The following is a 20,187-nucleotide window of genomic DNA, read 5'->3' as shown; positions in this document are numbered from 1 at the left end:
TCCGTGACCGATCCTTGTCACCGGACGCTGGAGGTAAAAAATGATCACAACCCGCAGTGCGTCCGCTTGTGGACAGGCCGACTTCGGCTGGTTGCAGGCGCGCTACAGTTTCTCTTTTGGCCACTATTTTGATCCCGGTCTCATGGGTTACGCCTCGTTGCGCGTCCTGAACCAGGAAGTGCTGGCACCGGGTGCCGCTTTTCAGCCGCGTACCTATCCGCAGGTCGATGTGCTGAACATCGTGCTACAGGGTGAGGCGGAATATCGCGACAGTGAAGGTAACAGCATCAGCGCCAGCGAGGGGGAAGTGCTGCTGCTCTCTGCTCAGCCAGGGGTAAACTATACGGAAATTAATCTCAGCAAAGAGCACCCGCTGACGCGCATGCAGCTCTGGCTGGCCGCCTGTCCTGAGCGGGAAAATTCGCGGATGCAGAAAATGGCTCTGCCAGCTGGCAGGGTATCTCAGCTGATCGCCTCGCCAGACGGCGTGGATGGCAGCCTGCAACTGCGTCAGCAGGTGTGGATCCATCAGGTTGAGCTGGCACCAGGCGAGCACTATGCGCTGCGCTTAAAGGGACCGCGGGCCTATCTGCAATCGATACATGGATCGCTGGAGGCGGGTTCCGGCGCAGAGCACCGTGAAAAACTGGGCTGTGGCGATGGGGCCTTTTTGCAGGACGAGCAGCAGCTCCTGCTGACGGCAAAAACGGCGACGCGGGCGCTGGTGATCGATATTCCGGTCTGAGAATTCAGACAATAAAAAAGGCGGCCTGGGCCGCCTTTTTGCGTTCTGCACCTTACTTCAGCATGGTGAACGCGGTGGTGACGTGCTTCACGCCGCTGACGCGGCTGGCAATGTCGGCGGCGGCCTGCGCCTCCTGCTGGGTAACCAGACCGAGCAGGAACACTTCGCCATTCTCCGTCGTCACTTTCACATTGGAAGATTTCACCTGATCGCTGCCCAGCAGTTGCGACCGGATTTTGGTGGTGATCCAGGTGTCGGAGGAGGTGGTCCCCAGCGTCACTTTCTGACCAATGCGGATTTCGTTATAGACTTCGGTGGCACCGTCAACGCCCATGGTGATCTGCTTCGCGCGGTTGGCAATCTCCTGCGAAGGTGCCTGACCGGTCAGCAGCACTTTACCCTGATAGGCGGTGGCGATGACGCGGGCATCGGTTTTGATCTGCTGATCTTTGGCTAAGGCGTTGGTGACACGCAGTTCCAGCGTACCGTCGTCAACCTGGGTGCCGACCGTACGGGGATCGGTAGCGGTTTTGGTCGCGACAGCCGCGCCGCCGGCGACGACCGCAACACAGCCTTGCAGCAGCATGGCGGTCAACAGAATAGCTACAGCATTCAATGCTTTCATTAGTGCTCCTTCGGTCATTCCTGATGAGGAAACAGGGTGTTATCAATCAGATCGCATAAGCAGTTAACCGTCAGCATATGCATCTCCTGAATACGAGCGCTGCGGTGCGACGGGATACGGATTTCCACATCCTGCGGCCCCAGCAATCCGGCGAGCTCGCCGCCATCATAACCGGTAAGCGCAACGATAGTCATATCGCGTGTTACCGCCGCTTCCACCGCCTTAACGATGTCGCGGGTGTTACCGCGGGTTGAGATAGCCAGCAGCACGTCGCCCGCCTGTCCCAGCGCCCGCACCTGCTTGGCGTAGATTTCATCATGCAGCCGATCGTTGCCAATCGCGGTCAGCATCACATTGTCCGCACTTAACGCCAGCGCCGGTAAGCTGGGGCGCTCGGTCTCAAAACGATTGATCATGCTGGCGGCGAAGTGCTGGGCGTTGGCGGATGAAGCGCCGTTGCCGCAGCTCAGGATTTTATTGCCATTGAGTAACGACTGTACCAGCGTCATTGCCGCGCGGGAGATGGCATCGGGCAGCGCCTCGGCGGCAGCAATCTGGGTTTGGATACTTTCGGTAAAACACGCTTTAATTCTGTCCTGCACATGACCACCTGGTTCTAAACGTCTGCATTAAAGGCATTCGGCAGCCATTCGAGCGCCGTGCCGGTAATGGCGATGATGTCGAAACGGCAATTCACTGTTTCAAAACTGCCGCCGCGTTGCGCCAGCCAGAGAGCGGCAGCACGCAGCAGCTTTTGTTGTTTATCGCGGGTCACGCTGGCGAGTGCGCCGCCGTAACGCGCATCGCGCCGGTAGCGAACTTCGACAAACACCCAACAGTGCCCGTCACGCATAATCAGGTCAAGTTCACCATCGCGAAAGTGAACATTACTGGCCTCCCATTTCAGGCCAGCCCGCTCAAGATAGTGCCGGGCCCGCAACTCATGCCCGGCACCAATCTGACGGCGATTTAGTTGACCGGTGCGATTTCGCCCCGGCGATACTGGTTCCATGTCAACTTCCTGTTGATCACACAATCCGTGTCGGCGCTGAGCTTGCCGGTATTGCCATCCAGCGTAAAGCCAGGCGCCTGGCGCATCTGGTTGAAGTGATTCGCCAGCGTCCAGGCATCCATACCCATCGCATAGAGACGCACCAGCGAGTAGTCATTATTAAATGACTTCGAGGTCTGCTGCATCAGGCCAGGATTGCTGCCGGAGAGCAGGGGAATATCGCTGAACTGCAAGCCCTCCATCTCCAGACGGAAGTCGGGGCCGGCCCCCGCCTGTGCGCTGCGTGAGCTGGCGTAGAGCGCGATGTTGCTGCGGCTGCCGGTGCGCATGGTGATCATCGGCTTGATCAGTTGCAGCTCATCCTGGGTTGAAACGATATAGACCGAATCGACCGCGCCGCCGCTGTTCGCGCTGCTGGGGCTGACCACCTCAGGCGTGCTCTGCTGCGGGGCCGGAATCGTCAGGCCCGCAATGGAAACGCCCTGAGAGGCGGCGGGAGCGGCGTTAACCGGCGTACCTGATAGGCTGATACCCGCACCGCTGTTAATGCCCTGTTTCAGCTCCGAGGTGGAGCCAAAGCGCTGCTGCATCACGGTACCGCCACCCAGCGTCTGCCACTCCTGAGCAAAAGCGTTGGTCACACGGTTGCCCAGTCCGCTGCGCGGCACCAGCAACAGCGGCTGACGTTTGCCCTGTTCCCAGATATGGTGCGCGGCATCGCGCGCTTCGTCTTCAGGAGAAAGCGCAAAGTAGCAAATATTCGGATGGTTCTGGATCTTCTCCGGCTCGTTCAGCGCCAGCACGTTCAGTGGGGTCTGGCTATTCGCCACCTGCTCAACGTTGCTCTTCAGTAAAGGACCGACGACGAGAGTGGCACCATCCTGCTGCGCCTGTTGCATCACCTGCTGAATCGGCTGACTGCTGGTGTCATAGACCTTGATCTGCGCGTTACTGGCTGACTCGGTGGCGGCGGGCTGGGCGGGCGCTTGCTGTGTTGTTGCGGCGGGCTGTTGCGTCGTCCCGGCGGCCTGCTGTTGCGGCGCGCTGATAGGATCGCTGGCCGAGCCGACCACGGCGGCGCTGTTTGCTGGCGTGGCGCTGGCGGTCGCGTCAGCCGCAGCGGGCTGGGCGGCGGCTGGCTGAGCCGTCGGTGTGGCGACGCCATTCTTCGCGTCGTTAAAGCCTTTCTGGATCGCATTGGCGAACACCTGCGCCTGGCCATTCAGCGGCAGCAGCAGCGCGATAATGCTGGTTGAGGCTTTGGTGTAGTTCTGTACCTGGCTCAGCTGCGTCGGCAGCGTTTTCGCCGCCGGATTCTGTGGATAGCGGGTCTGCCAGTCCTTAATCGCTGACTTGAGCATCTCTGCATCCTGGGCATTGGTACGCCAGACATTCAGCAGGTCCAGCCAGCCTTGCAGCACATTCTCATCGGCGTTAATCACCAGATTGCTGGCTTCCTGTGGTGACATCTGCGTCAGCGCCTGCCAGGTGGCGTCAATGTTACCCTGATGATCGGTGCCTTTCAGCAGCGGCTCCTGGGCAATATAGGTACGCAGCAGTGAGAGCGACGGACGGCCCTGCGCGCTGGCGATTTGCAGGCTGTAGAAACGCGCCAGCTGATCCTGCGACAGTGCACTGGTTTTCACCGCGGCTAACAGTGGCTGAGCGTCCTGAATCTTCTGCTGAGCAATCAGCAACTGCGCTTTCAGCAGCAGCGACTCCTGCTGCTGCGTTTCGGAAAGCTGCTGCGGCAGCTGGCTCAGCTGCTGGGTCGCCTCGGGATACTTTCCTTCCTTCAGCAGGGCGCGGACTGCAAGTAATTGCCAGTCGGTCTTGCTATCATCGCTGCTTTGCTGCGCTTGTTGCAGATAGTAAGCAGAATTGGCTGTGACAGGCCCCTGAATATTGACGGTTGAGGTTTGCGGCCCCTGACCGCTACACGCGGCTAAAATCAGCCCAGCAAGAATGACAGGCAGAAAGCGTCCTGTTTTATGACGAACGACTTTTGAAGGAAGCATACTGTATCCAGTGATGTTTTTTTCAAGATGCTCAATATTAAATCGGCAATTCGGATGAAACAATGAAACAACTCGATCGGGCAGAGATTTCTGCCAGCACGCTCTACATCGTTCCAACCCCGATTGGTAATTTGGGTGACATCACCCAGCGGGCGCTGACGGTGCTTTCGAGCGTCGATCTGGTCGCTGCGGAAGATACACGTCATACCGGGCTGTTGCTACAACATTTCGCCATCAATGCGCGACTCTTCGCACTTCACGACCACAACGAACAACAGAAGGCGGAGCTGCTGCTGACGAAGTTGCAGGAGGGTCAAAGCATAGCCTTAGTTTCCGATGCTGGCACGCCGCTGATCAACGATCCCGGCTACCATCTGGTGCGTCGCTGTCGTGAGGCGGGGATTCGCGTGGTGCCACTGCCGGGTGCCTGTGCCGCCATTGCCGCGTTAAGCGCCGCCGGTTTACCCTCCGATCGTTTCTGTTACGAAGGATTTCTGCCTGCCAAAACCAAAGGCCGCTGCGATGCACTGCGCGCGCTGGTGCAGGAGCCACGCACCCTGATCTTCTATGAATCGACCCACCGTCTGCTCGACAGCCTCCAGGATATGGTGAGCGAGCTGGGGGGCGATCGCTATGTGGTGCTGGCGCGCGAGCTGACCAAAACCTGGGAGTCGATCTATGGCGCACCGGTCGCCGAGCTGCTGGCCTGGGTGAAAGAGGATGAAAATCGCCGCAAAGGGGAGATGGTGCTGATTGTTGAAGGGCACAAGGCGGATGAAGAGGCGCTACCGCCTGATGCGCTGCGCACGCTGGCGCTGCTGCAAAAAGAGCTGCCGTTAAAACGCGCCGCCGCGCTGACCGCCGAGATCCACAACGTGAAGAAGAATGCGCTCTATAAGTATGCGCTGGAGCAGCAAGAGGCGTGACAAACGGCGGCGAATGTCCTATTATCCCGCGCCGAAGCTGACCAGACAGTCGCCGCTTTGTCGTCGTCCTCACTTGTGGGGAGACGGGCAGAGGGGAGGAAAGTCCGGGCTCCATAGGGCAGGGTGCCAGGTAACGCCTGGGAGGCGCAAGCCTACGACCAGTGCAACAGAGAGCAAACCGCCGATGGCCCAGCAATGGGATCAGGTAAGGGTGAAAGGGTGCGGTAAGAGCGCACCGCGCGACTGGCAACAGTTCGTGGCACGGTAAACTCCACCCGGAGCAAGGCCAAATAGGGGTTCACAAGGTACGGCCCGTACTGAACCCGGGTAGGCTGCTTGAGCCAGTGAGCGATTGCTGGCCTAGATGAATGACTGTCCACGACAGAACCCGGCTTAACGGTCAGCTTCGGCTTCTTTCTTAAAAAACCCCGCTTCGGCGGGGTTTTTGCTTTCTGGCCCTCATGGCAGGCATGATGAATCTCTGCTCACCACGCGCCTGCTTCAGCCAGCACAATGACAACCTACATCCCCGCCCGCTAACCGCGGCCGTGCGGCTCATCCCAGTCAAACGCCGGACCCAGCGAAATCACGCCGTTCGGGTTGATGGTCTTGTGGCTGCAATAGTAGTGATGGCGAATATGCGGCAGGTTCACCGTCTCCGCGATGCCCGGCATCTGATAAATATCGCGCAGAAAACCGCTAAGATTTCTGAAATCGCTGATGCGATGGCGATCGCATTTAAAATGGGTCACATAGACCGGATCAAAGCGTACCAGCGTGGTCCACAGGCGGAGATCTGCTTCCGTCAGTTGATCGCCGGTGAGATAACGGTGCTGCCCCAGTATCTGCTCCAGCCGGGAGAGGGAATGGAACAGTGCGGTGACCGCCTCGTCATAAGCGGACTGCGAGGTGGCAAAACCGGCTTTGTAGACGCCGTTGTTCACAGTGTCGTAGATCCAGCCATTCAGCTCATCAATCTTCTCGCGCAGGGCAACCGGGTAGTAATCCCCGGCGCGTGCGCCGACCGCATCAAACGCGCTATTAAACATCCGAATAATATCGGCAGACTCATTGCTGACGATGGTGCTCTGCTGCTTGTCCCACAATACCGGCACGGTGACACGGCCACTGTAGTGCGGATCGGCGTGCAGATAGAGCTGATAAAGAAACTCGTTCTGATAGAGCTTATCGCCGGTCGCATCCTGGAATTCATCGTCAAAGGTCCAGCCATTCTCCAGCATCAGCGGATGCACCACGGAGACGTCAATCATGCTATCCAGACCTTTCAGCTGCCGCATCAGCAGCGTACGGTGCGCCCAGGGGCAGGCCAGAGAGACATAAAGGTGGTAGCGGTCGCGCTCGGCGACAAATCCCGCTTTGCCGACCGGACCCGCGCTGCCATCGGCAGTCACCCAGTTGCGAAACGCTGACTCTGAACGCTTAAAGCGTCCGCCGGTTGATTTGGTGTCGTACCAGGTGTCATGCCAGACACCCTCAATTAACTGTCCCATATTGGCTCCAATGCAAACAGGGCGAGGAAATTTCCCCGCCCTGCTAAGTATATGTGGCATTACGCCTTATGTGAGATTAGCGCGCAATCGCCGACTGCGGCTTTCTTTTGCTGATCAGACGGTCAATGCTGTAAGCGCCCGGACCGACCAGACCCAGTACCAGGAAGCCGCCAGCGATAGAGAGGTTCTTCATAAACATCAGCTGGTTAACGCCTTCCGCGAAGTTACTGTGAAACAGAAACGCAGTCAGAATCGTGAAGCCTGCGGTGAACAGGGCGGTAAAGCGGGTCAGGAAACCGAACAGAATCGCCAGGCCGCCGCCAAATTCCAGCAGGATAACCAGCGGCAGCATAAAGCCAGGCACGCCCATCGCTTCCATATATTGCTGCGTCGCCGCATAACCGTTGATCTTGCCCCAGCCAGCGGTGATGAACAGGATTGGCATCAGGATGCGAGCCAGCAATAAACCAGTGTCTTCAAATTTTTTCATCATTTACTCCAGCGCTATCAAAAGTGCAGGGCAGGCTGCCCGCAGGGTTTAAGCCCGCTGAAAGCAGTGCTGCCATTCATTGGGTTGATAGCTGAAGATGATAATCGCGGCGTGAAAAGGTTGTAAGCGAGATATACTGTCGGTGTTTATCAGGAAATTTGATAAAGAAAAGCCGGTCTGTTCAGGACCGGCTTCAGGCGGATTAACGCGGTGGCATGGCGGACTTGATCATGCGCCAGGTGCTCCAGGCGCCAAATCCCCGTTTTGCCCAGCGTAACAGCTTACTGGGACTGCGGATGGAGTAGATAGCCAGGGCGCTACTGCCAATGGCCAGATAGCGACGCAGGCTGAGGAAAGTGAACCAGCCACGATCGTAATGGGCGGTCCCTTCCAGCCAGTCACGCCGCGCCGCGCTCAAATCCAGCCGCTGCTGCTGCACATGCTTAAGCAGTTCATGGAGGCGTTCTTCACGTTCGCGGCGGCTCATCAGCGTTGATCCTCAAGCAGGTCGCGGTCCGTCTGCAACTCTTTGCGGGTGTGGCGCAACAGTGTGGACTGACGCGATTTGTGTAGCGTCCAGAGCCCGAAGATCACCGCCAGCAGGAACAGCGTGCCGGTGGTGATACCGATAGCCATCAGGCGATACTGCGCATCGACCGCCCAGATGATCAACACCATCAGACTCATCAGGCCAAACGCGGTAAACAGCATCGTCAGGCCAACCATCAACAGCAGCTGTATCAGGTTAGCTTTCTCTTCTTCCAGTTCCACCACTGCCAGGCGAACGCGCGTCTCTACCATGCCAACCAGCGTGGTAACAACGCGCTGGCCGATGTTGATGACCCCTCTGGCCGGGCCGTGGTTGTGCTGTGAATCAGCCATAATCAGCGACGCGAAATGAGGATGCCCAGTGCGACGCCAATCGCTGCACCGATACCGACACCCTGCCATGGATTTTCACGCACGTAGCCTTCCGCTTTCTGCGCGGCTTCACGTGTGGTTGCCGCCAGACGCTCGCTGGACTCGCCCAGACGCTCACGTGAGCTATCCAGCGCCGCACGCGCTTTATGGCGCAGCTTATCCAGCTCACCTTTTGATTTCTCAGTGCTGCTGCTCAGCACTTCTTCCAGGGTGTCAGCAAGGTTTTTCAGTTCAGCACGCAAATGTTCCGATGATGTGTCTTTAGACATAAAATACTCCTTTAACATCAGTAGATTAATTCCGATTAATAGGGCTCCGCCTGTAACTTCTTCAGCTCCCGGCGCGCTTCGTCCAGCTTTTGTTCTCGTTTCGCGATCTTCTCCCTGTCGTCACCTTTATCGCGCTCTTCCCTGAGTGCGTGTTCACGTTCAGCAACCGACTGCTTCTGAGCGTTAATTCTTTCCAGATGGGCTGCTTCAAGTTTCTTGTCACTACAGTCGGCGCGCACTTCGGTCAGCGCGCGCTCCAGGCCGTTAACCCGACGCTGGTTGTTGTGCTTCTGCGCCATCTCAATTTCATGCTGAATATCCTGCTCTTTCTGCTGACAGAGCGCCTCTGCCGCCAGCAGCGAACCCGATACCGAAAGCAGGGCTATTCCCAGTAGTACTTGATATTTCATCAGGCTTTTTACCTTCCATTGCGACCTGACCCATCAGCACCCGGCAAAGCGGGCCGTGCCGGGCGGTGAGAATCGACTCTGGTGTAAGCATAGACACCGGGAGTAAAAAGTTCAAAAAAGACCGGGAGATAGCGGGCATTTCAGGCCGTTACGCGGTTGCGCAACGGCCTGTAGAGAGAGTGGGCCGGAAGATTAGGCCAGTGAGAGGTGCTGAGACTGCTCATGCTGCGCCACAATAAAGCCCTGTGGCAGCAGACGGCGCAACACTTTCTGTGCCGCCAGGCTCTGCTCTTCGTTATCAAAATGAATGATCAGCGCATCGCCAGAAGGGGTAATGCTTTTGATGCGGATCCCCTGGGCGCTCAGCTGCTGGTAGAGATAAAACCCGTCCGGCAGCGTGGCTCCCGCATGCGAAACGCGAATCTGCACCACGGTTTCATGGTGAATCAGCGTGGGTGCGACGCACAGCGCCGCCAGCGCCAGGACGCCAGCCGCCAGCCAGGGTAGCCAGCGTTTAGGAATAGCCTGTAATCGTTTCATTACTCCGCTTTCCCGTTCTGATTTGCCTGTCGCTTACGCCATAACACCACCAGCGAGCCCACCAGTCCGATTACCAGCAGCGCCAGTGGCAGCATCATCAGGAAGAACATCAGCTCATCTTCGTAACGCCGGAAAATCGGGGTTTTCCCCAGCGCAAAGCCCAGCACGGTGAGGATCACCACCCACAGGAAAGCGCTCACCCAGTTGAAGAACTGAAAGCGGGCGTTGCTCAGGCCCGACAGCCCGGCAATGGTTGGCAGCAGCGTGCGGACAAAGGCGATAAAGCGGCCAATCAGCAGGGCGGACAAACCGTGGCGGTGGAACAGGCTGTGCGCCCGCAGATGATACTGCGCGGGAAGATGGGATAACCATTTTTGGACGGTGGGCGTGTTACCCAGCCAGCGGCCCTGTATGTAGCTCACCCAGCAGCCGAGACTGGCGCCGGTGGTTAAAACCAGAATCGTCAATGGGAAACTCATGGTGCCTTTGGCAATCAGTACGCCGACCAGAATCAGCAGGCTGTCACCCGGCAGAAACGCGGCGGGAAGAAGGCCATTCTCTAAAAACAAAATCATAAACAGCACGCCGTAAATGGCCCATACCAGCGCGGGATCGGAGAGGGTTTCATAATCCTGTTGCCACAGGGCATGAAGCAAAGCTTGAAAAATATCCATCAATCATTCCTGAACATCATTGTTAAACATGCCCTTTTGGGACTGAAGCTGAGACCGGCATTAAGTTGTAAATTTTAGGAGCACAGCCTGAGCGGGACTTTCCGGGTCCTTCCAGAATAGATTGTTAATTCAGCGATTTTATAAAACCCTGTCGCAAAGGGTAATAAAAGGGCGGTAACTGTAACAAAAATCGCCAGTCTGAGACAGGAAAACTCTCTGACGCACAGGAGTTTTACCTTGTGAAACGGTGTGTAAAAAGGAGCTTTACATGAGCTGACACTATTGCAGATTAACTGACCATGTTGGCGCTTTTTCAGACGGCGCTAGCGGACGTTATTCGACCCGTCGGGCAGGATCACCGGATTTTCAGCGAACATGTAACGGTCGACGTTAAACTCAAAATCATCGGCGGTGGCATTGAACAGCATCTGTTTGGTGTTTTCCAGATGCTGCCACATCGCCAGTTTGCTGGCGGCGGGATCTTTACGCATCAGGGCTTTGAGGATTTGATCGTGATCGTCGCACCAGCTGAGGATACTGCGCTGGTCGATATGCTCGTGGAGTTTGAGCCAGTAGGGGTTGTGCAGGCGGTGCAGCCACATCTTTTCAACGATGGCTGCTAACGCGCTGTTCTGTGTCGATCGCGCGATACGCACATGAAACTGCATATCCCACTCGGAGTCGCGGAAGTGATCCTCCTGGCGGGCTTTTTCCTGAATCGCCATCAGGTCGATAATATCCTGTCGTGTCACCTGGGTGGCGGCGAACTCGGCCACGTTGCTCTCAATCAGCTGACGCGCCTGAAGCAGCTCAAACGGACCAAAGGTGGCGAATTCGAGCTGGCTACTGGTGGCGGCGATACGATTCTGTTGCTGGCTGGCGATCACATGAATGCCGGATCCCTTGCGGACCTCAACGTAGCCTTCCACTTCCAGCATAATAATCGCTTCGCGTACCACGGTGCGGCTCACCTCCATCTCTTCGGCGATCAATCGCTCAGCCGGCAGCTTTTCGCCAACCGGATAGAGTCCGGTTTCAATACGGCGTTTCAGCTCGCTGGCCAGCTGTTGATAAAGTCGACGGGATTCGGTGAGGTCCATAGCACAATCCTGGTAGCAGACAGATAAGTTGTTATACCACTTCAGGACGTGCGAGGAAATGGGCTGGCTTGCGCCAGCCCGATGGATTAACTGCGAATGGCGTTCGCGGGCGGTATCGCCGCTTCGGTGTTCAGTTCTGAAATCGGTTTATTTTTCAGCACGGTCCAGATTACTACCGCGCCCAGCAGATCGAACACCGCCAGCGCGGCGAACAGCGGGCTGAAGCCCAGCGTATCAGCCAGCGCACCCACCACCAGCGCGAACATGGTGCTGGCAGTCCAGGCCGCCATCCCGGTCAGACCGTTGGCGGTAGCGACTTCGTTACGGCCAAAGACATCGGACGAGAGGGTAATCAGCGCGCCTGAGAGCGCCTGGTGGGCAAAGCCGCCGACGCACAGCAGCGCGATGGCGATATAGGGGCTGGTGAACAGGCCAATGGTGCCGGGGGCAATCATCAACACCGCGCCCATCGTTACCACCAGTTTCCGGGAGACGATCAGGTTAACGCCGAACCAGCGCTGAAACAGCGGCGGCAGATAGCCACCCAGGATGCAGCCAAAATCAGCGAACAGCATCGGCATCCAGGCGAACAGCGCAATCTCTTTCAGATTGAAGCCGTAAACCTTAAACATAAACAGCGGGATCCAGGCGTTAAAGGTGCCCCAGGCAGGTTCAGCCAGAAAACGCGGCAGCGCGATGCCCCAGAACTGGCGGTTGCGCACGATCTCCAGCGCGGACATTTTCCGGGTGTTGCCGGTCTGATGCTGTGCTTCCTGGCCGGAAATAATGTAGTCGCGCTCTTCATCGCTGAGCTTCGTCTGCTGTTTCGGGTGTTTGTAAAACAGCAGCCAGCAGAGCGCCCAGGCCATACTCAGCACCCCGGTAATGATAAACGCCATCTGCCAGCTGTGCGCCATGATCGCCCAGACCACCAGCGGCGGTGCCAGCATCGCGCCTATCGAAGAGCCGACGTTAAAGTAACCCACCGCGACCGAGCGCTCTTTGGCCGGGAACCATTCGCTGCTCGCCTTCAGACCCGCCGGGATCATCGCGGCTTCCGCCGCACCCACCGCGCCACGCGCCAGCGCGAAGCCGCCCCAGCTGCCCGCCATCGCGGTAGCGGCGCAGAAGATCGCCCACAGCACGGCGAACACCGCGTAACCGACTTTGGTGCCGAGCAGGTCCAGCACGTAGCCCGCCACCGGTTGCATCAGCGTGTAGCAGGCTGAGTAGGCCGCTACAATGTAGGAGTACTGCTGCGTGGTGATATGCAGTTCAGTCTGTAACGTCGGGGCCGCTACCGCAATGGTGTTACGGGTCAGATAACCCAGCACCGTCCCGAGCGTCACCAGCCCAATCATGTACCAGCGTAACCCTTTGATTTTACGCATCCTCTACCTCTTCCAGTTCTGTATGCGGTCTTGCCGCTGTTGTTATCTGGAGCGGGACAGCTCGTGACGCAGCTCTGCTCACGCCCGCAGGTCCTGTCTGAGCGACCCTGTTATGACCTTGCCGTTTGTGAGTCGCTAATGACCTCACGATGGGGAGTGAGCCTAACTTGTTATACAACTTTAAAAGTTGAGAGCCATCACAAAAACCCTTTCTGCGCTGTGGGATACTGGAAACCTGCGTAATGACAGCCATTTAGCGCGTTACCGGCGACAAAAATGTCCATAGCGGCCGCCAGCTGCTGCCGTTTATGTGAGCAGGATCGCAAATAAATGCGTAACGCCCTAAAATTGGTATGATAACTTTGAGCCATCAGTGGTTCAGTTGATGAGGAAGCATCTATGTCGCGTTTTATGACCGAGGATTTTTTGCTGGATAGCGAGTTCGCCCGTCGTCTCTATCACGACTACGCGAAAGATCAGCCGATTTTCGACTATCACTGCCACTTACCGCCGCAGCAGATTGCCGAAAATTATCGCTTCGCCAACCTTTATGACATCTGGCTGAAGGGCGATCACTACAAGTGGCGGGCGATGCGCGCCAACGGTGTGGCTGAGGCGTTCTGTACCGGTGATGCCAGCGATCGCGAGAAGTTTGACGCCTGGGCGCGCACCGTGCCGCACACCATCGGTAACCCGCTCTATCACTGGACCCACCTGGAACTGCGCCGGCCTTTCGGCATCACCGATACGCTGCTGTCTGAGAAGACCGCGGACAGCATCTGGCAGCGCTGCAACGAGCTGCTGGCACAGGATAGCTTCACCACGCGCGGCATCATGCAGCAGATGAAGGTGAAGATGGTCGGCACCACTGACGATCCGCTGGATGACCTGCGCCACCATCGTACCCTGGCGGAGGATGCCAGCTTCGGCGTGAAGGTGTTACCGAGCTGGCGGCCAGACAAAGCCTTCAATATTGAAGCGGAAACTTTCCTGCCGTGGATTGAGAAGCTGGAGCAGCTGACCGACATCAGCGTGCAGCGTTTTGACGACCTGCGCAGCGCCTTAAGCCAGCGGCTGGATCATTTTGCGGCCCACGGCTGTAAAGTCTCCGATCACGCGCTGGATGTGGTCTGTTACGCCGAGGCGGATGACGCCACGCTGGATGCGATTCTGGCCCGCCGCCGCAGCGGCACCGCGCCGGATGCGCACGAAACGGCACAGTTCAAAACCGCGGTACTGGTCTGGCTGGGCAGCGAATATGCCCGTCGTGGCTGGGTGCAGCAGTATCACATTGGCGCACTGCGCAACACTAACCCACGGCAGTATCAGCTGCTGGGACCGGATGTGGGCTTCGACTCCATCAACGATCAGCCGCTGGCGGAACCGCTGGCCCGGCTGCTGGGCGCGCAGAATCTCAATAACGCGCTGCCGAAAACCATTCTCTACTGCCTGAACCCGCGCGATAACGAAGTGCTGGCGACCATGGCGGGCAACTTCCAGGGTGAAGGTCAGGCGGGCAAAATGCAGTTCGGCTCCGCCTGGTGGTTTAACGACCAGCTGGATGGTATGCAGCGTCAGATGACCCAGCTGGCGCAGATTGGCCTGCTGAGCCGCTTCGTCGGGATGCTGACCGACAGCCGCAGCTTTCTCTCCTATACCCGTCACGAATATTTCCGCCGTCTGCTGTGCCAGATGATTGGCCGCTGGGTGGAGCAGGGTGAAGCGCCAGCCGATGAAGCGCTGTTAGGCCAGATGGTCCAGAACATCTGCTTTAACAACGCCCGCGATTACTTCGGCATCGAGCTGGGAGCCTGATGATGAAAAGGCTAAACCGCCACGACTTTCCGGGCGCGGCTTATCGCGATCGGGTGATCCAGTTCGGCGAAGGCAACTTCCTGCGCGCCTTTATTGACTGGCAGATTGACTGGCTCAATGAACATCAGGGCACCGATGCCGGGATCGTGGTGGTGCGGCCGCGCAACCGTGAGGTCAGCGACAGCCTGAATCAGCAGGATGGACTCTATACCACGCTGATCCGCGGACTGAACGATCAGGGCGAGCAGGTCAGCGAAACCCGGCTGATCCGCAGCCTGAACCGGGAAATCCAGCCTTATCAGCAGTTCGCTGAGTTTATGGCGCTGGCGCACAATCCCGATCTGCGCATGGTTTTCTCCAACACCACCGAGGCGGGCATCGCCTTTGTCAGCAGCGATCAGCTCACTGACCAGCCGGCCAGCAGCTTCCCCGGCAAACTGACTCAGCTGCTGTGGGCGCGTTACACCCACTTTAACGGGGCCAGCGATCGCGGCTGGCTGGTGGTGCCCTGTGAGCTGATTGACCACAACGGCGATACGCTGCGCGATCTGGTGCTGCGCTACGCCGATCACTGGCATCTGCCGTCAGAATTTAAAATCTGGGTTGATCACCACTGTGCTTTCTACAACACCCTGGTCGATCGCATCGTCACCGGCTTCCCGGCGGAGAGCGAGCAGCTGCAACGCGAGCTGGGTTATGAAGATCGCTATCTGGTGGCGGGCGAAGTCTACTACCAGTTTGTGATTCAGGGGCCGTCGGCGCTGTTTACGGAGCTGAAGCTGAACGCGCTGTCGCCGCAGGTGCGGCACGTCGACAACATCGCTCCATATAAAGCGCAGAAGGTGGCGATCCTGAACGGCGCGCACACCGCGATGGTGCCGGTGGCGTTTCTGGCCGGTCTGGAGAGCGTAGGCGAGGCGATGGCCGATCCGGCGATTGCCGGGTTTATCGATACCCTGCTGCGTGACGAAGTGATCCCGACGCTTGATCTGCCCGCCACTGAACTGCATGCGTTTGCCGACGCGGTGCTGCGCCGCTTCCGCAATCCCTTTATCCGCCACGCGCTGCTGTCGATTGCCCTTAATGGCATGACCAAATTCCGCACCCGTCTGCTGACGCCGCTGCTGGCCGCGCATCAGCAGAGCGGTGTCTGGCCGGCGCACATCACCTTTGCGCTGGCGGCGCTGATCGCTTTCTATCGCGGCGAGTCAGCCGGGAAAAGCTGGCCGTTACAGGATGAGCCGCAGTGGTTAGCGCGCTACGCCAGCGGCTGGCAAGCCGTTGACGCGCAGCAGATCACGCCGCGACAGCTGGTGCACGACGTGCTCGGCGACGCGCAACACTGGGGAGAAGATTTAAATCAGCAGCCTGGACTGGCTGACGCTGTCACCCGACACCTGCAAAACATCATCGCCCACGGAATGCGTGAGGCGCTGAGCCAACTGAGATAACGCTATGCAAGACGCAATTAAGATAGATCTTCGCGACAACGTCGCCGTGGCGTTGCGTGACCTGAAGCCGGGCGAGACACTGGCGCTTTCGCCAGCGAGCGTCACGCTGCAACAGGCGGTCGGACGCGGACACAAGTTCGCGCTGCAACCGATCGCCCAGGGTGAACGGGTGATCAAATATGGTCTGCCGATTGCCCATGCCACGCAGCCGGTGGCGGCGGGTGAGCTGATCCACTCGCAGAATGCCCGCACCAATCTCAGCGATCTGGATCACTATACTTACCAGCCGGAATTCGTGACGCTGCCACCCCAGGCGGGCGATCGGGAAGTGCAGATCTATCGTCGCGCTAACGGCGAAGTGGGCATTCGCAATGAACTCTGGATCCTGCCGACCGTTGGCTGTGTCAACGGCATCGCACGGCAGATCCTGCAACGTTTCCTGAAGGAGACCCAGCAGGCGGAGGATATTGATGGCGCGTTTCTGTTCAGCCACACCTTCGGCTGTTCGCAGCTCGGCCAGGATCATGAGAACACCCGCACCATGCTGCAAAACATGGTGCGCCATCCCAACGCGGGCGCGGTGCTGGTGATTGGTCTTGGCTGTGAAAACAATCAGGTCGATGTGTTCCGTGACACCCTCGGCGCGTTTGAGAGCGACCGGGTTGAGTTTATGGTCTGCCAGCAGCATGACGATGAAGTGGAAGCGGGCGTGGAGCGGCTGCATGCGCTCTATCAGAAAATGCGTCACGACCGGCGGGAGCCTGGCCGACTCAGCGAGCTGAAGTTTGGTCTGGAGTGTGGGGGTTCGGACGGATTCTCCGGCATCACCGCCAACCCGCTGCTGGGGCGTTTCTCCGACCAGATGATCGCCAACGGCGGCACTACAGTACTGACGGAAGTGCCGGAGATGTTCGGTGCGGAGCGCATTCTGATGAGCCGCTGTCGTGACGAAGCCACCTTCGACAAAACGGTGGCGATGATCAACGACTTCAAACAGTACTTTATCGATCACCAGCAGCCGATCTACGAAAACCCCTCGCCGGGCAACAAGGCGGGCGGTATCACCACGCTGGAGGAGAAGTCGCTGGGCTGTACCCAGAAAGCGGGGCAGAGCCAGGTGGTTGATGTGCTGAAATATGGCGAGCGGCTAAAAACGCCGGGGCTGAATCTGCTGAGCGCGCCGGGCAATGATGCGGTTGCCACCAGTGCGCTGGCCGGAGCGGGTTGTCACATGGTGCTGTTCAGCACCGGGCGTGGCACGCCGTATGGCGGTTTTGTGCCGACCGTGAAGCTGGCGACCAACACGCCGCTGGCGGAGAAAAAGCCGCACTGGATCGACTTTAATGCTGGCCGTCTGATTGAGGGAATGAGCATGGATGAGATGCTGGCTGACTTTGTTGACACTATTGTGGCGATAGCCAGCGGTCAGCCGACCAACAATGAGAAGAACGACTTCCGCGAGCTGGCGATTTTCAAAAGCGGGGTAACGTTATAGTTTGTCAGGCAGGAAAATGACGACCTTGATCGTTCAGAGAGCTCAAAAGCTCAAAGAGCGGGTGGCAGAGTCCGAAGAGCAAAGCGTCCCGCGCCAGGGAAGGCGCGGGCCGAGCGAGCAGGGATGCGTAAGCGACTTTGCGATCGGACTCTGCCACCCGCGAAGGGCAGAGGAGTAACCGACGATAATGACGATTAAGCCCGACTGGTTTCGCGTTCGGCTTCTGCCTGACAGACCGCCGCGGTAAACAGAATATCGGTCGAGGAGTTCAGCGCGGTTTCCGCCGAGTCCTGCAACACGCCGATAATAAAGCCGACTGCCACCACCTGCATCGCCAGATCGTTGGGTATGCCAAACATGTTGCAGGCCACCGGAATCAGCAGCAGTGAACCGCCCGCCACGCCCGACGCGCCACAGGCGCAGAGTGACGCCACCAGACTCAGCAGAATCGCCGTCGGCACATCGATGCTGATACCCAGCGTATGCACCGCCGCCAGCGTCAGCACCGTAATAGTGATCGATGCGCCCGCCATACTGATGGTCGCGCCCAGCGGAATCGACACCGAATAGGTATCTTCATCCAGCCCCAGCCGTTTCGCCAGCGCCATATTCACCGGAATATTGGCGGCGGAGCTGCGGGTAAAGAAGGCGGTCACGCCACTCTCACGCAGGCAGGTAAACACCAGCGGATAGGGGTTGCGCCGGATTTTGCTGAACACCAGCAGGGGATTCACCACCAGCGCCATCAGCAGCATACAGCCGATCAGCAGCGCCAGCAGATGGGCATATTGCCACAGTGCGCCAAAACCGGTGGAGGCGAGAATCGAGGCCACCAGCCCGAAAATCCCTACCGGCGCACAGCGGATCACACAGCGTACCAGCCAGGTCACGGCGTGTGAGGCGTCGTTCAGCAGGGTGCGGGTGGTGTCACTGCTGTGACGAAACGCAAGGCCCAGCCCAACCGCCCACACCAGAATACCGATGTAGTTGGCCTGCATCAGCGCGGTGATCGGGTTGGCGACCATGCTCATCAGCAGCCCGCGTAACACTTCGGTAATACCGGAAGGCGGAACGATTTCGGTCGATCCGGCTGCCAGCGTCAGCGTCTGCGGCACCAGATGGCTGAACACAACCGCTACCACTGCGGCGAAAAAGGTACTCAGCAGATAGAGCATAATAATCGGCCGGATATTGCTCTTCTGGCCCTGCTGGTGGTTGGCGATAGAGGCGATCACCAGCATCAGCACCAGCATTGGCGCGACCGCTTTCAGCGCACTGACAAACAGTTCACCCAGCAGGCCCACCGCCAGCGCGGCATCGCGTGAGATCCAGGCGAGCGCGACACCGGCGACCAGCCCAACCATGATTTGCTTCACCAGGCTACCGGCGAACAGCCTGCCCAGATGTGAGGAGAGAGTTTTCGGCATAATAGTTTCTATATTTTGTCGCGGATGGTGTTTTAGCGGCGATGTTTTACAGCGGCTAAAACGGTTTGCCCGGCGGAGTATAAGGAAAAGATCGGATGAGAAAAGAGAAAGTTCTGTGGGTGTGGCGGCAGTCAGGTTTTTATTATGCTGGATAGGGGAAGTGTGACAGAGATATGAAATGCCACGACCGGTGGCTGCAAAATAAAACAGGGGCATCCGTTGCCCCCGCAGGTAATTATGGCGAGATCCGTTTCTGGTCTCTTTTGCGGTTCACCCAGGCGTTAATCAGCAGGGTTGACGCCAGGATCGCACCGACCACGCCCAGCGAAATGCCGACCGGAATATGGTAAAGATCGACAATCAGCATTTTGAAACCGATGAACACCAGCACAATCGCCAGGCCATACTTCAGCATTGAGAAACGCTCCGCCACGTTCGCCAGCAGGAAGTACATGGCGCGCAGACCGAGAATCGCGAACAGGTTGGAGGTCAGCACAATAAACGGGTCGGTGGTGACGGCGAAGATCGCCGGAATGCTGTCGACGGCAAAGATCACGTCGCTGATTTCCACCATGATCAGCACCAGCAGCAGCGGTGTGGCAAACAGCACGCCGTTTTTGCGGGTGAAGAACTTCTCACCGTCGAGCGTCTCGGTCATGCGCAGATGTTTACGCAGCCAGCGCACCACCGGTTTGTCGCCGACCGCGTGATCGTCCTCTTTCGCCAGCGCCATTTTCACGCCGGTAAACAGCAGGAAAGCGCCGAACACATAGAGGATCCAGCTGAACTGCGTCACCAGCCAGCTACCGGCGAAAATCATGATGGTACGCAGCACGATAGCGCCCAGTACCCCGTAGATCAGCACCCGGCGTTGCAGGTTGGCCGGAATCGAGAAGTAGCTGAACAGCATCAGCCAGACGAAAACGTTATCCACCGCCAGCGCTTTCTCCAGCACATAACCGGTCAGGAAGGCGAGCGTCTGGGTGTTGGCCACTTCCCGTCCCGCGCTGCCCTCCAGATACCACCAGAAAGCGGCGCTGAACAGCAGAGAGACGGAAACCCAGATCAGTGACCAGACCGCAGCCTGCCTGAAAGACATGGTCTGCGCGCCACGGCGTCCCTGCAACAGCAGGTCGATAGCCAGCATAATCACCACCACAACCGCAAAGCTGCCCCAGAGCAGAGGCGTACCCACAGTTTGCATATTCGTATCCTGTCTTAAAAATAAAAAACGGCTGAAGTCAGAAGACATCAGCCGCTTATTTTTGTGTAAGCAAACCTCGCCTTCCGGCAAGGTCTCACTTACAACACAGAAATTGATTCCGGGTTGCCTGATGACCGGATGCTTACGCAACGTAATGACGATC

General features: G+C 57.9%; 21 protein-coding genes and 1 other RNA gene. 6 read left to right on the top strand and 16 right to left on the bottom strand.

Features of this window, described 5'->3' with window-relative positions; translation table 11 throughout:
- Positions 1–40 precede the first annotated feature (40 nt).
- Positions 41–745: a pirin family protein gene (locus ACCW71_RS17795; protein ID WP_436373658.1), complete on the top strand. Its 705-nt coding sequence runs from the start codon at positions 41–43 to the stop codon at positions 743–745.
- A gap of 52 nt (positions 746–797) precedes the next feature.
- Here ACCW71_RS17795 and dolP read toward each other — a convergent pair whose 3' ends face one another.
- Genes dolP through ACCW71_RS17775 form a run of 4 tightly spaced genes read right to left on the bottom strand, consistent with a single transcriptional unit; the run spans position 798 to position 4,400 of the window.
- Complete coding sequence (dolP, locus tag ACCW71_RS17790) at positions 798–1,370, bottom strand: division/outer membrane stress-associated lipid-binding lipoprotein (RefSeq protein WP_436373656.1); 573 nt, start codon at positions 1,368–1,370, stop codon at positions 798–800.
- A 14-nt stretch (positions 1,371–1,384) separates the two neighbouring features.
- Positions 1,385–1,972, bottom strand: a complete 588-nt coding sequence (gene diaA / locus ACCW71_RS17785; RefSeq protein ID WP_436373654.1) for a DnaA initiator-associating protein DiaA — start codon at positions 1,970–1,972, stop codon at positions 1,385–1,387.
- 14 nt (positions 1,973–1,986) lie between these two features.
- Positions 1,987–2,382: a YraN family protein gene (locus tag ACCW71_RS17780; protein ID WP_436373652.1), complete on the bottom strand. Its 396-nt coding sequence runs from the start codon at positions 2,380–2,382 to the stop codon at positions 1,987–1,989.
- On the bottom strand, positions 2,340–4,400 hold the full coding sequence (locus tag ACCW71_RS17775) for a penicillin-binding protein activator (protein WP_436373650.1): 2,061 nt from the start codon (positions 4,398–4,400) through the stop codon (positions 2,340–2,342). Before ACCW71_RS17775 ends, ACCW71_RS17780 begins: the two co-directional genes overlap by 43 nt.
- A gap of 62 nt (positions 4,401–4,462) precedes the next feature.
- Between ACCW71_RS17775 and rsmI the strand changes: the two genes are divergently transcribed.
- Both rsmI and rnpB read left to right on the top strand, forming a co-directional pair.
- A complete protein-coding gene (rsmI, locus tag ACCW71_RS17770) occupies positions 4,463–5,326 on the top strand; it encodes a 16S rRNA (cytidine(1402)-2'-O)-methyltransferase (protein ID WP_436373648.1) in 864 nt (287 codons plus the stop codon).
- 33 nt (positions 5,327–5,359) lie between these two features.
- An RNA gene (gene rnpB / locus ACCW71_RS17765) (RNase P RNA component class A) lies at positions 5,360–5,738 on the top strand.
- Between the two features lie 124 nt (positions 5,739–5,862).
- On the opposite strand, the gene ACCW71_RS17760 is transcribed toward rnpB, so the two are convergent.
- From ACCW71_RS17760 to ACCW71_RS17715, 10 genes are all read right to left on the bottom strand, one after another.
- Positions 5,863–6,837, bottom strand: a complete 975-nt coding sequence (locus ACCW71_RS17760; RefSeq protein WP_436373646.1) for a glutathione S-transferase family protein — start codon at positions 6,835–6,837, stop codon at positions 5,863–5,865.
- A 76-nt stretch (positions 6,838–6,913) separates the two neighbouring features.
- Positions 6,914–7,327, bottom strand: coding sequence for a DoxX family protein (locus tag ACCW71_RS17755; RefSeq protein ID WP_436373644.1), 414 nt, complete (start codon positions 7,325–7,327; stop codon positions 6,914–6,916).
- A gap of 202 nt (positions 7,328–7,529) precedes the next feature.
- Positions 7,530–7,814: a YqjK-like family protein gene (locus ACCW71_RS17750; protein WP_436373642.1), complete on the bottom strand. Its 285-nt coding sequence runs from the start codon at positions 7,812–7,814 to the stop codon at positions 7,530–7,532.
- Positions 7,814–8,209 (bottom strand): phage holin family protein, encoded by a 396-nt coding sequence (locus ACCW71_RS17745; RefSeq protein ID WP_436373640.1) that lies wholly within the window; start codon positions 8,207–8,209, stop codon positions 7,814–7,816. Before ACCW71_RS17745 ends, ACCW71_RS17750 begins: the two co-directional genes overlap by 1 nt.
- Positions 8,210–8,211: 2 nt before the next feature.
- On the bottom strand, positions 8,212–8,517 hold the full coding sequence (locus ACCW71_RS17740) for a DUF883 family protein (RefSeq protein ID WP_436373639.1): 306 nt from the start codon (positions 8,515–8,517) through the stop codon (positions 8,212–8,214).
- A gap of 35 nt (positions 8,518–8,552) precedes the next feature.
- Entirely contained in the window at positions 8,553–8,927 is a 375-nt protein-coding gene (locus tag ACCW71_RS17735) for a DUF1090 domain-containing protein (RefSeq protein ID WP_436373637.1), read from the bottom strand.
- A gap of 192 nt (positions 8,928–9,119) precedes the next feature.
- Positions 9,120–9,467, bottom strand: coding sequence for an EnvZ/OmpR regulon moderator MzrA (gene mzrA / locus ACCW71_RS17730; RefSeq protein WP_436373635.1), 348 nt, complete (start codon positions 9,465–9,467; stop codon positions 9,120–9,122).
- A complete protein-coding gene (locus tag ACCW71_RS17725) occupies positions 9,467–10,141 on the bottom strand; it encodes a DedA family protein (RefSeq protein ID WP_436373633.1) in 675 nt (224 codons plus the stop codon). The genes mzrA and ACCW71_RS17725 overlap by 1 nt, the downstream gene beginning before the upstream one ends.
- Before the next feature lie 323 nt (positions 10,142–10,464).
- A complete protein-coding gene (exuR, locus tag ACCW71_RS17720) occupies positions 10,465–11,241 on the bottom strand; it encodes a transcriptional regulator ExuR (RefSeq protein WP_436373631.1) in 777 nt (258 codons plus the stop codon).
- A gap of 86 nt (positions 11,242–11,327) precedes the next feature.
- Complete coding sequence (locus ACCW71_RS17715) at positions 11,328–12,632, bottom strand: MFS transporter (protein ID WP_436373629.1); 1,305 nt, start codon at positions 12,630–12,632, stop codon at positions 11,328–11,330.
- A gap of 399 nt (positions 12,633–13,031) precedes the next feature.
- Between ACCW71_RS17715 and uxaC the strand changes: the two genes are divergently transcribed.
- The 3 genes from uxaC to ACCW71_RS17700 are packed head-to-tail and all read left to right on the top strand — an operon-like array spanning position 13,032 to position 17,393.
- Positions 13,032–14,447 carry a glucuronate isomerase gene (gene uxaC / locus ACCW71_RS17710; protein WP_436373628.1) on the top strand — a complete coding sequence of 472 codons (1,416 nt, stop codon included), beginning with the start codon at positions 13,032–13,034 and terminating at the stop codon, positions 14,445–14,447.
- Between the two features lie 2 nt (positions 14,448–14,449).
- Positions 14,450–15,898: a tagaturonate reductase gene (locus ACCW71_RS17705; RefSeq protein WP_436373760.1), complete on the top strand. Its 1,449-nt coding sequence runs from the start codon at positions 14,450–14,452 to the stop codon at positions 15,896–15,898.
- 4 nt (positions 15,899–15,902) lie between these two features.
- On the top strand, positions 15,903–17,393 hold the full coding sequence (locus tag ACCW71_RS17700) for a UxaA family hydrolase (RefSeq protein WP_436373626.1): 1,491 nt from the start codon (positions 15,903–15,905) through the stop codon (positions 17,391–17,393).
- 194 nt (positions 17,394–17,587) lie between these two features.
- Here the strand turns inward: ACCW71_RS17700 and sstT are convergent, their stop codons facing one another.
- Positions 17,588–18,820: a serine/threonine transporter SstT gene (gene sstT, locus ACCW71_RS17695; protein WP_436373625.1), complete on the bottom strand. Its 1,233-nt coding sequence runs from the start codon at positions 18,818–18,820 to the stop codon at positions 17,588–17,590.
- 235 nt (positions 18,821–19,055) lie between these two features.
- Positions 19,056–20,024, bottom strand: coding sequence for a TerC family protein (locus ACCW71_RS17690; protein WP_436373623.1), 969 nt, complete (start codon positions 20,022–20,024; stop codon positions 19,056–19,058).
- Between the last annotated feature and the right edge of the window lie 163 nt (positions 20,025–20,187).

Origin of the sequence: Pantoea sp. C2G6 (genome assembly GCF_051336815.1) — a bacterium.
Lineage (GTDB): Bacteria > Pseudomonadota > Gammaproteobacteria > Enterobacterales > Enterobacteriaceae > Pantoea.
This window is presented reverse-complemented; position numbering and strand designations above follow the sequence as displayed.

What these genes read in the sequence shown, in the direction of transcription:
- ACCW71_RS17795 (WP_436373658.1), top strand. Translation starts at nt 41, where the DNA reads ATGATCACAACCCGCAGTGCGTCCGCTTGTGGACAGGCCGACTTCGGC.
- ACCW71_RS17715 (WP_436373629.1), bottom strand. Translation starts at nt 12,632, where the DNA reads ATGCGTAAAATCAAAGGGTTACGCTGGTACATGATTGGGCTGGTGACG.
- ACCW71_RS17745 (WP_436373640.1), bottom strand. Translation starts at nt 8,209, where the DNA reads ATGGCTGATTCACAGCACAACCACGGCCCGGCCAGAGGGGTCATCAAC.
- ACCW71_RS17775 (WP_436373650.1), bottom strand. Translation starts at nt 4,400, where the DNA reads ATGCTTCCTTCAAAAGTCGTTCGTCATAAAACAGGACGCTTTCTGCCT.
- ACCW71_RS17690 (WP_436373623.1), bottom strand. Translation starts at nt 20,024, where the DNA reads ATGCAAACTGTGGGTACGCCTCTGCTCTGGGGCAGCTTTGCGGTTGTG.
- dolP (WP_436373656.1), bottom strand. Translation starts at nt 1,370, where the DNA reads ATGAAAGCATTGAATGCTGTAGCTATTCTGTTGACCGCCATGCTGCTG.
- ACCW71_RS17705 (WP_436373760.1), top strand. Translation starts at nt 14,450, where the DNA reads ATGAAAAGGCTAAACCGCCACGACTTTCCGGGCGCGGCTTATCGCGAT.
- uxaC (WP_436373628.1), top strand. Translation starts at nt 13,032, where the DNA reads ATGTCGCGTTTTATGACCGAGGATTTTTTGCTGGATAGCGAGTTCGCC.
- exuR (WP_436373631.1), bottom strand. Translation starts at nt 11,241, where the DNA reads ATGGACCTCACCGAATCCCGTCGACTTTATCAACAGCTGGCCAGCGAG.
- ACCW71_RS17750 (WP_436373642.1), bottom strand. Translation starts at nt 7,814, where the DNA reads ATGAGCCGCCGCGAACGTGAAGAACGCCTCCATGAACTGCTTAAGCAT.
- ACCW71_RS17700 (WP_436373626.1), top strand. Translation starts at nt 15,903, where the DNA reads ATGCAAGACGCAATTAAGATAGATCTTCGCGACAACGTCGCCGTGGCG.
- ACCW71_RS17740 (WP_436373639.1), bottom strand. Translation starts at nt 8,517, where the DNA reads ATGTCTAAAGACACATCATCGGAACATTTGCGTGCTGAACTGAAAAAC.
- ACCW71_RS17780 (WP_436373652.1), bottom strand. Translation starts at nt 2,382, where the DNA reads ATGGAACCAGTATCGCCGGGGCGAAATCGCACCGGTCAACTAAATCGC.
- ACCW71_RS17755 (WP_436373644.1), bottom strand. Translation starts at nt 7,327, where the DNA reads ATGAAAAAATTTGAAGACACTGGTTTATTGCTGGCTCGCATCCTGATG.
- sstT (WP_436373625.1), bottom strand. Translation starts at nt 18,820, where the DNA reads ATGCCGAAAACTCTCTCCTCACATCTGGGCAGGCTGTTCGCCGGTAGC.
- ACCW71_RS17725 (WP_436373633.1), bottom strand. Translation starts at nt 10,141, where the DNA reads ATGGATATTTTTCAAGCTTTGCTTCATGCCCTGTGGCAACAGGATTAT.
- mzrA (WP_436373635.1), bottom strand. Translation starts at nt 9,467, where the DNA reads ATGAAACGATTACAGGCTATTCCTAAACGCTGGCTACCCTGGCTGGCG.
- ACCW71_RS17760 (WP_436373646.1), bottom strand. Translation starts at nt 6,837, where the DNA reads ATGGGACAGTTAATTGAGGGTGTCTGGCATGACACCTGGTACGACACC.
- rsmI (WP_436373648.1), top strand. Translation starts at nt 4,463, where the DNA reads ATGAAACAACTCGATCGGGCAGAGATTTCTGCCAGCACGCTCTACATC.
- ACCW71_RS17735 (WP_436373637.1), bottom strand. Translation starts at nt 8,927, where the DNA reads ATGAAATATCAAGTACTACTGGGAATAGCCCTGCTTTCGGTATCGGGT.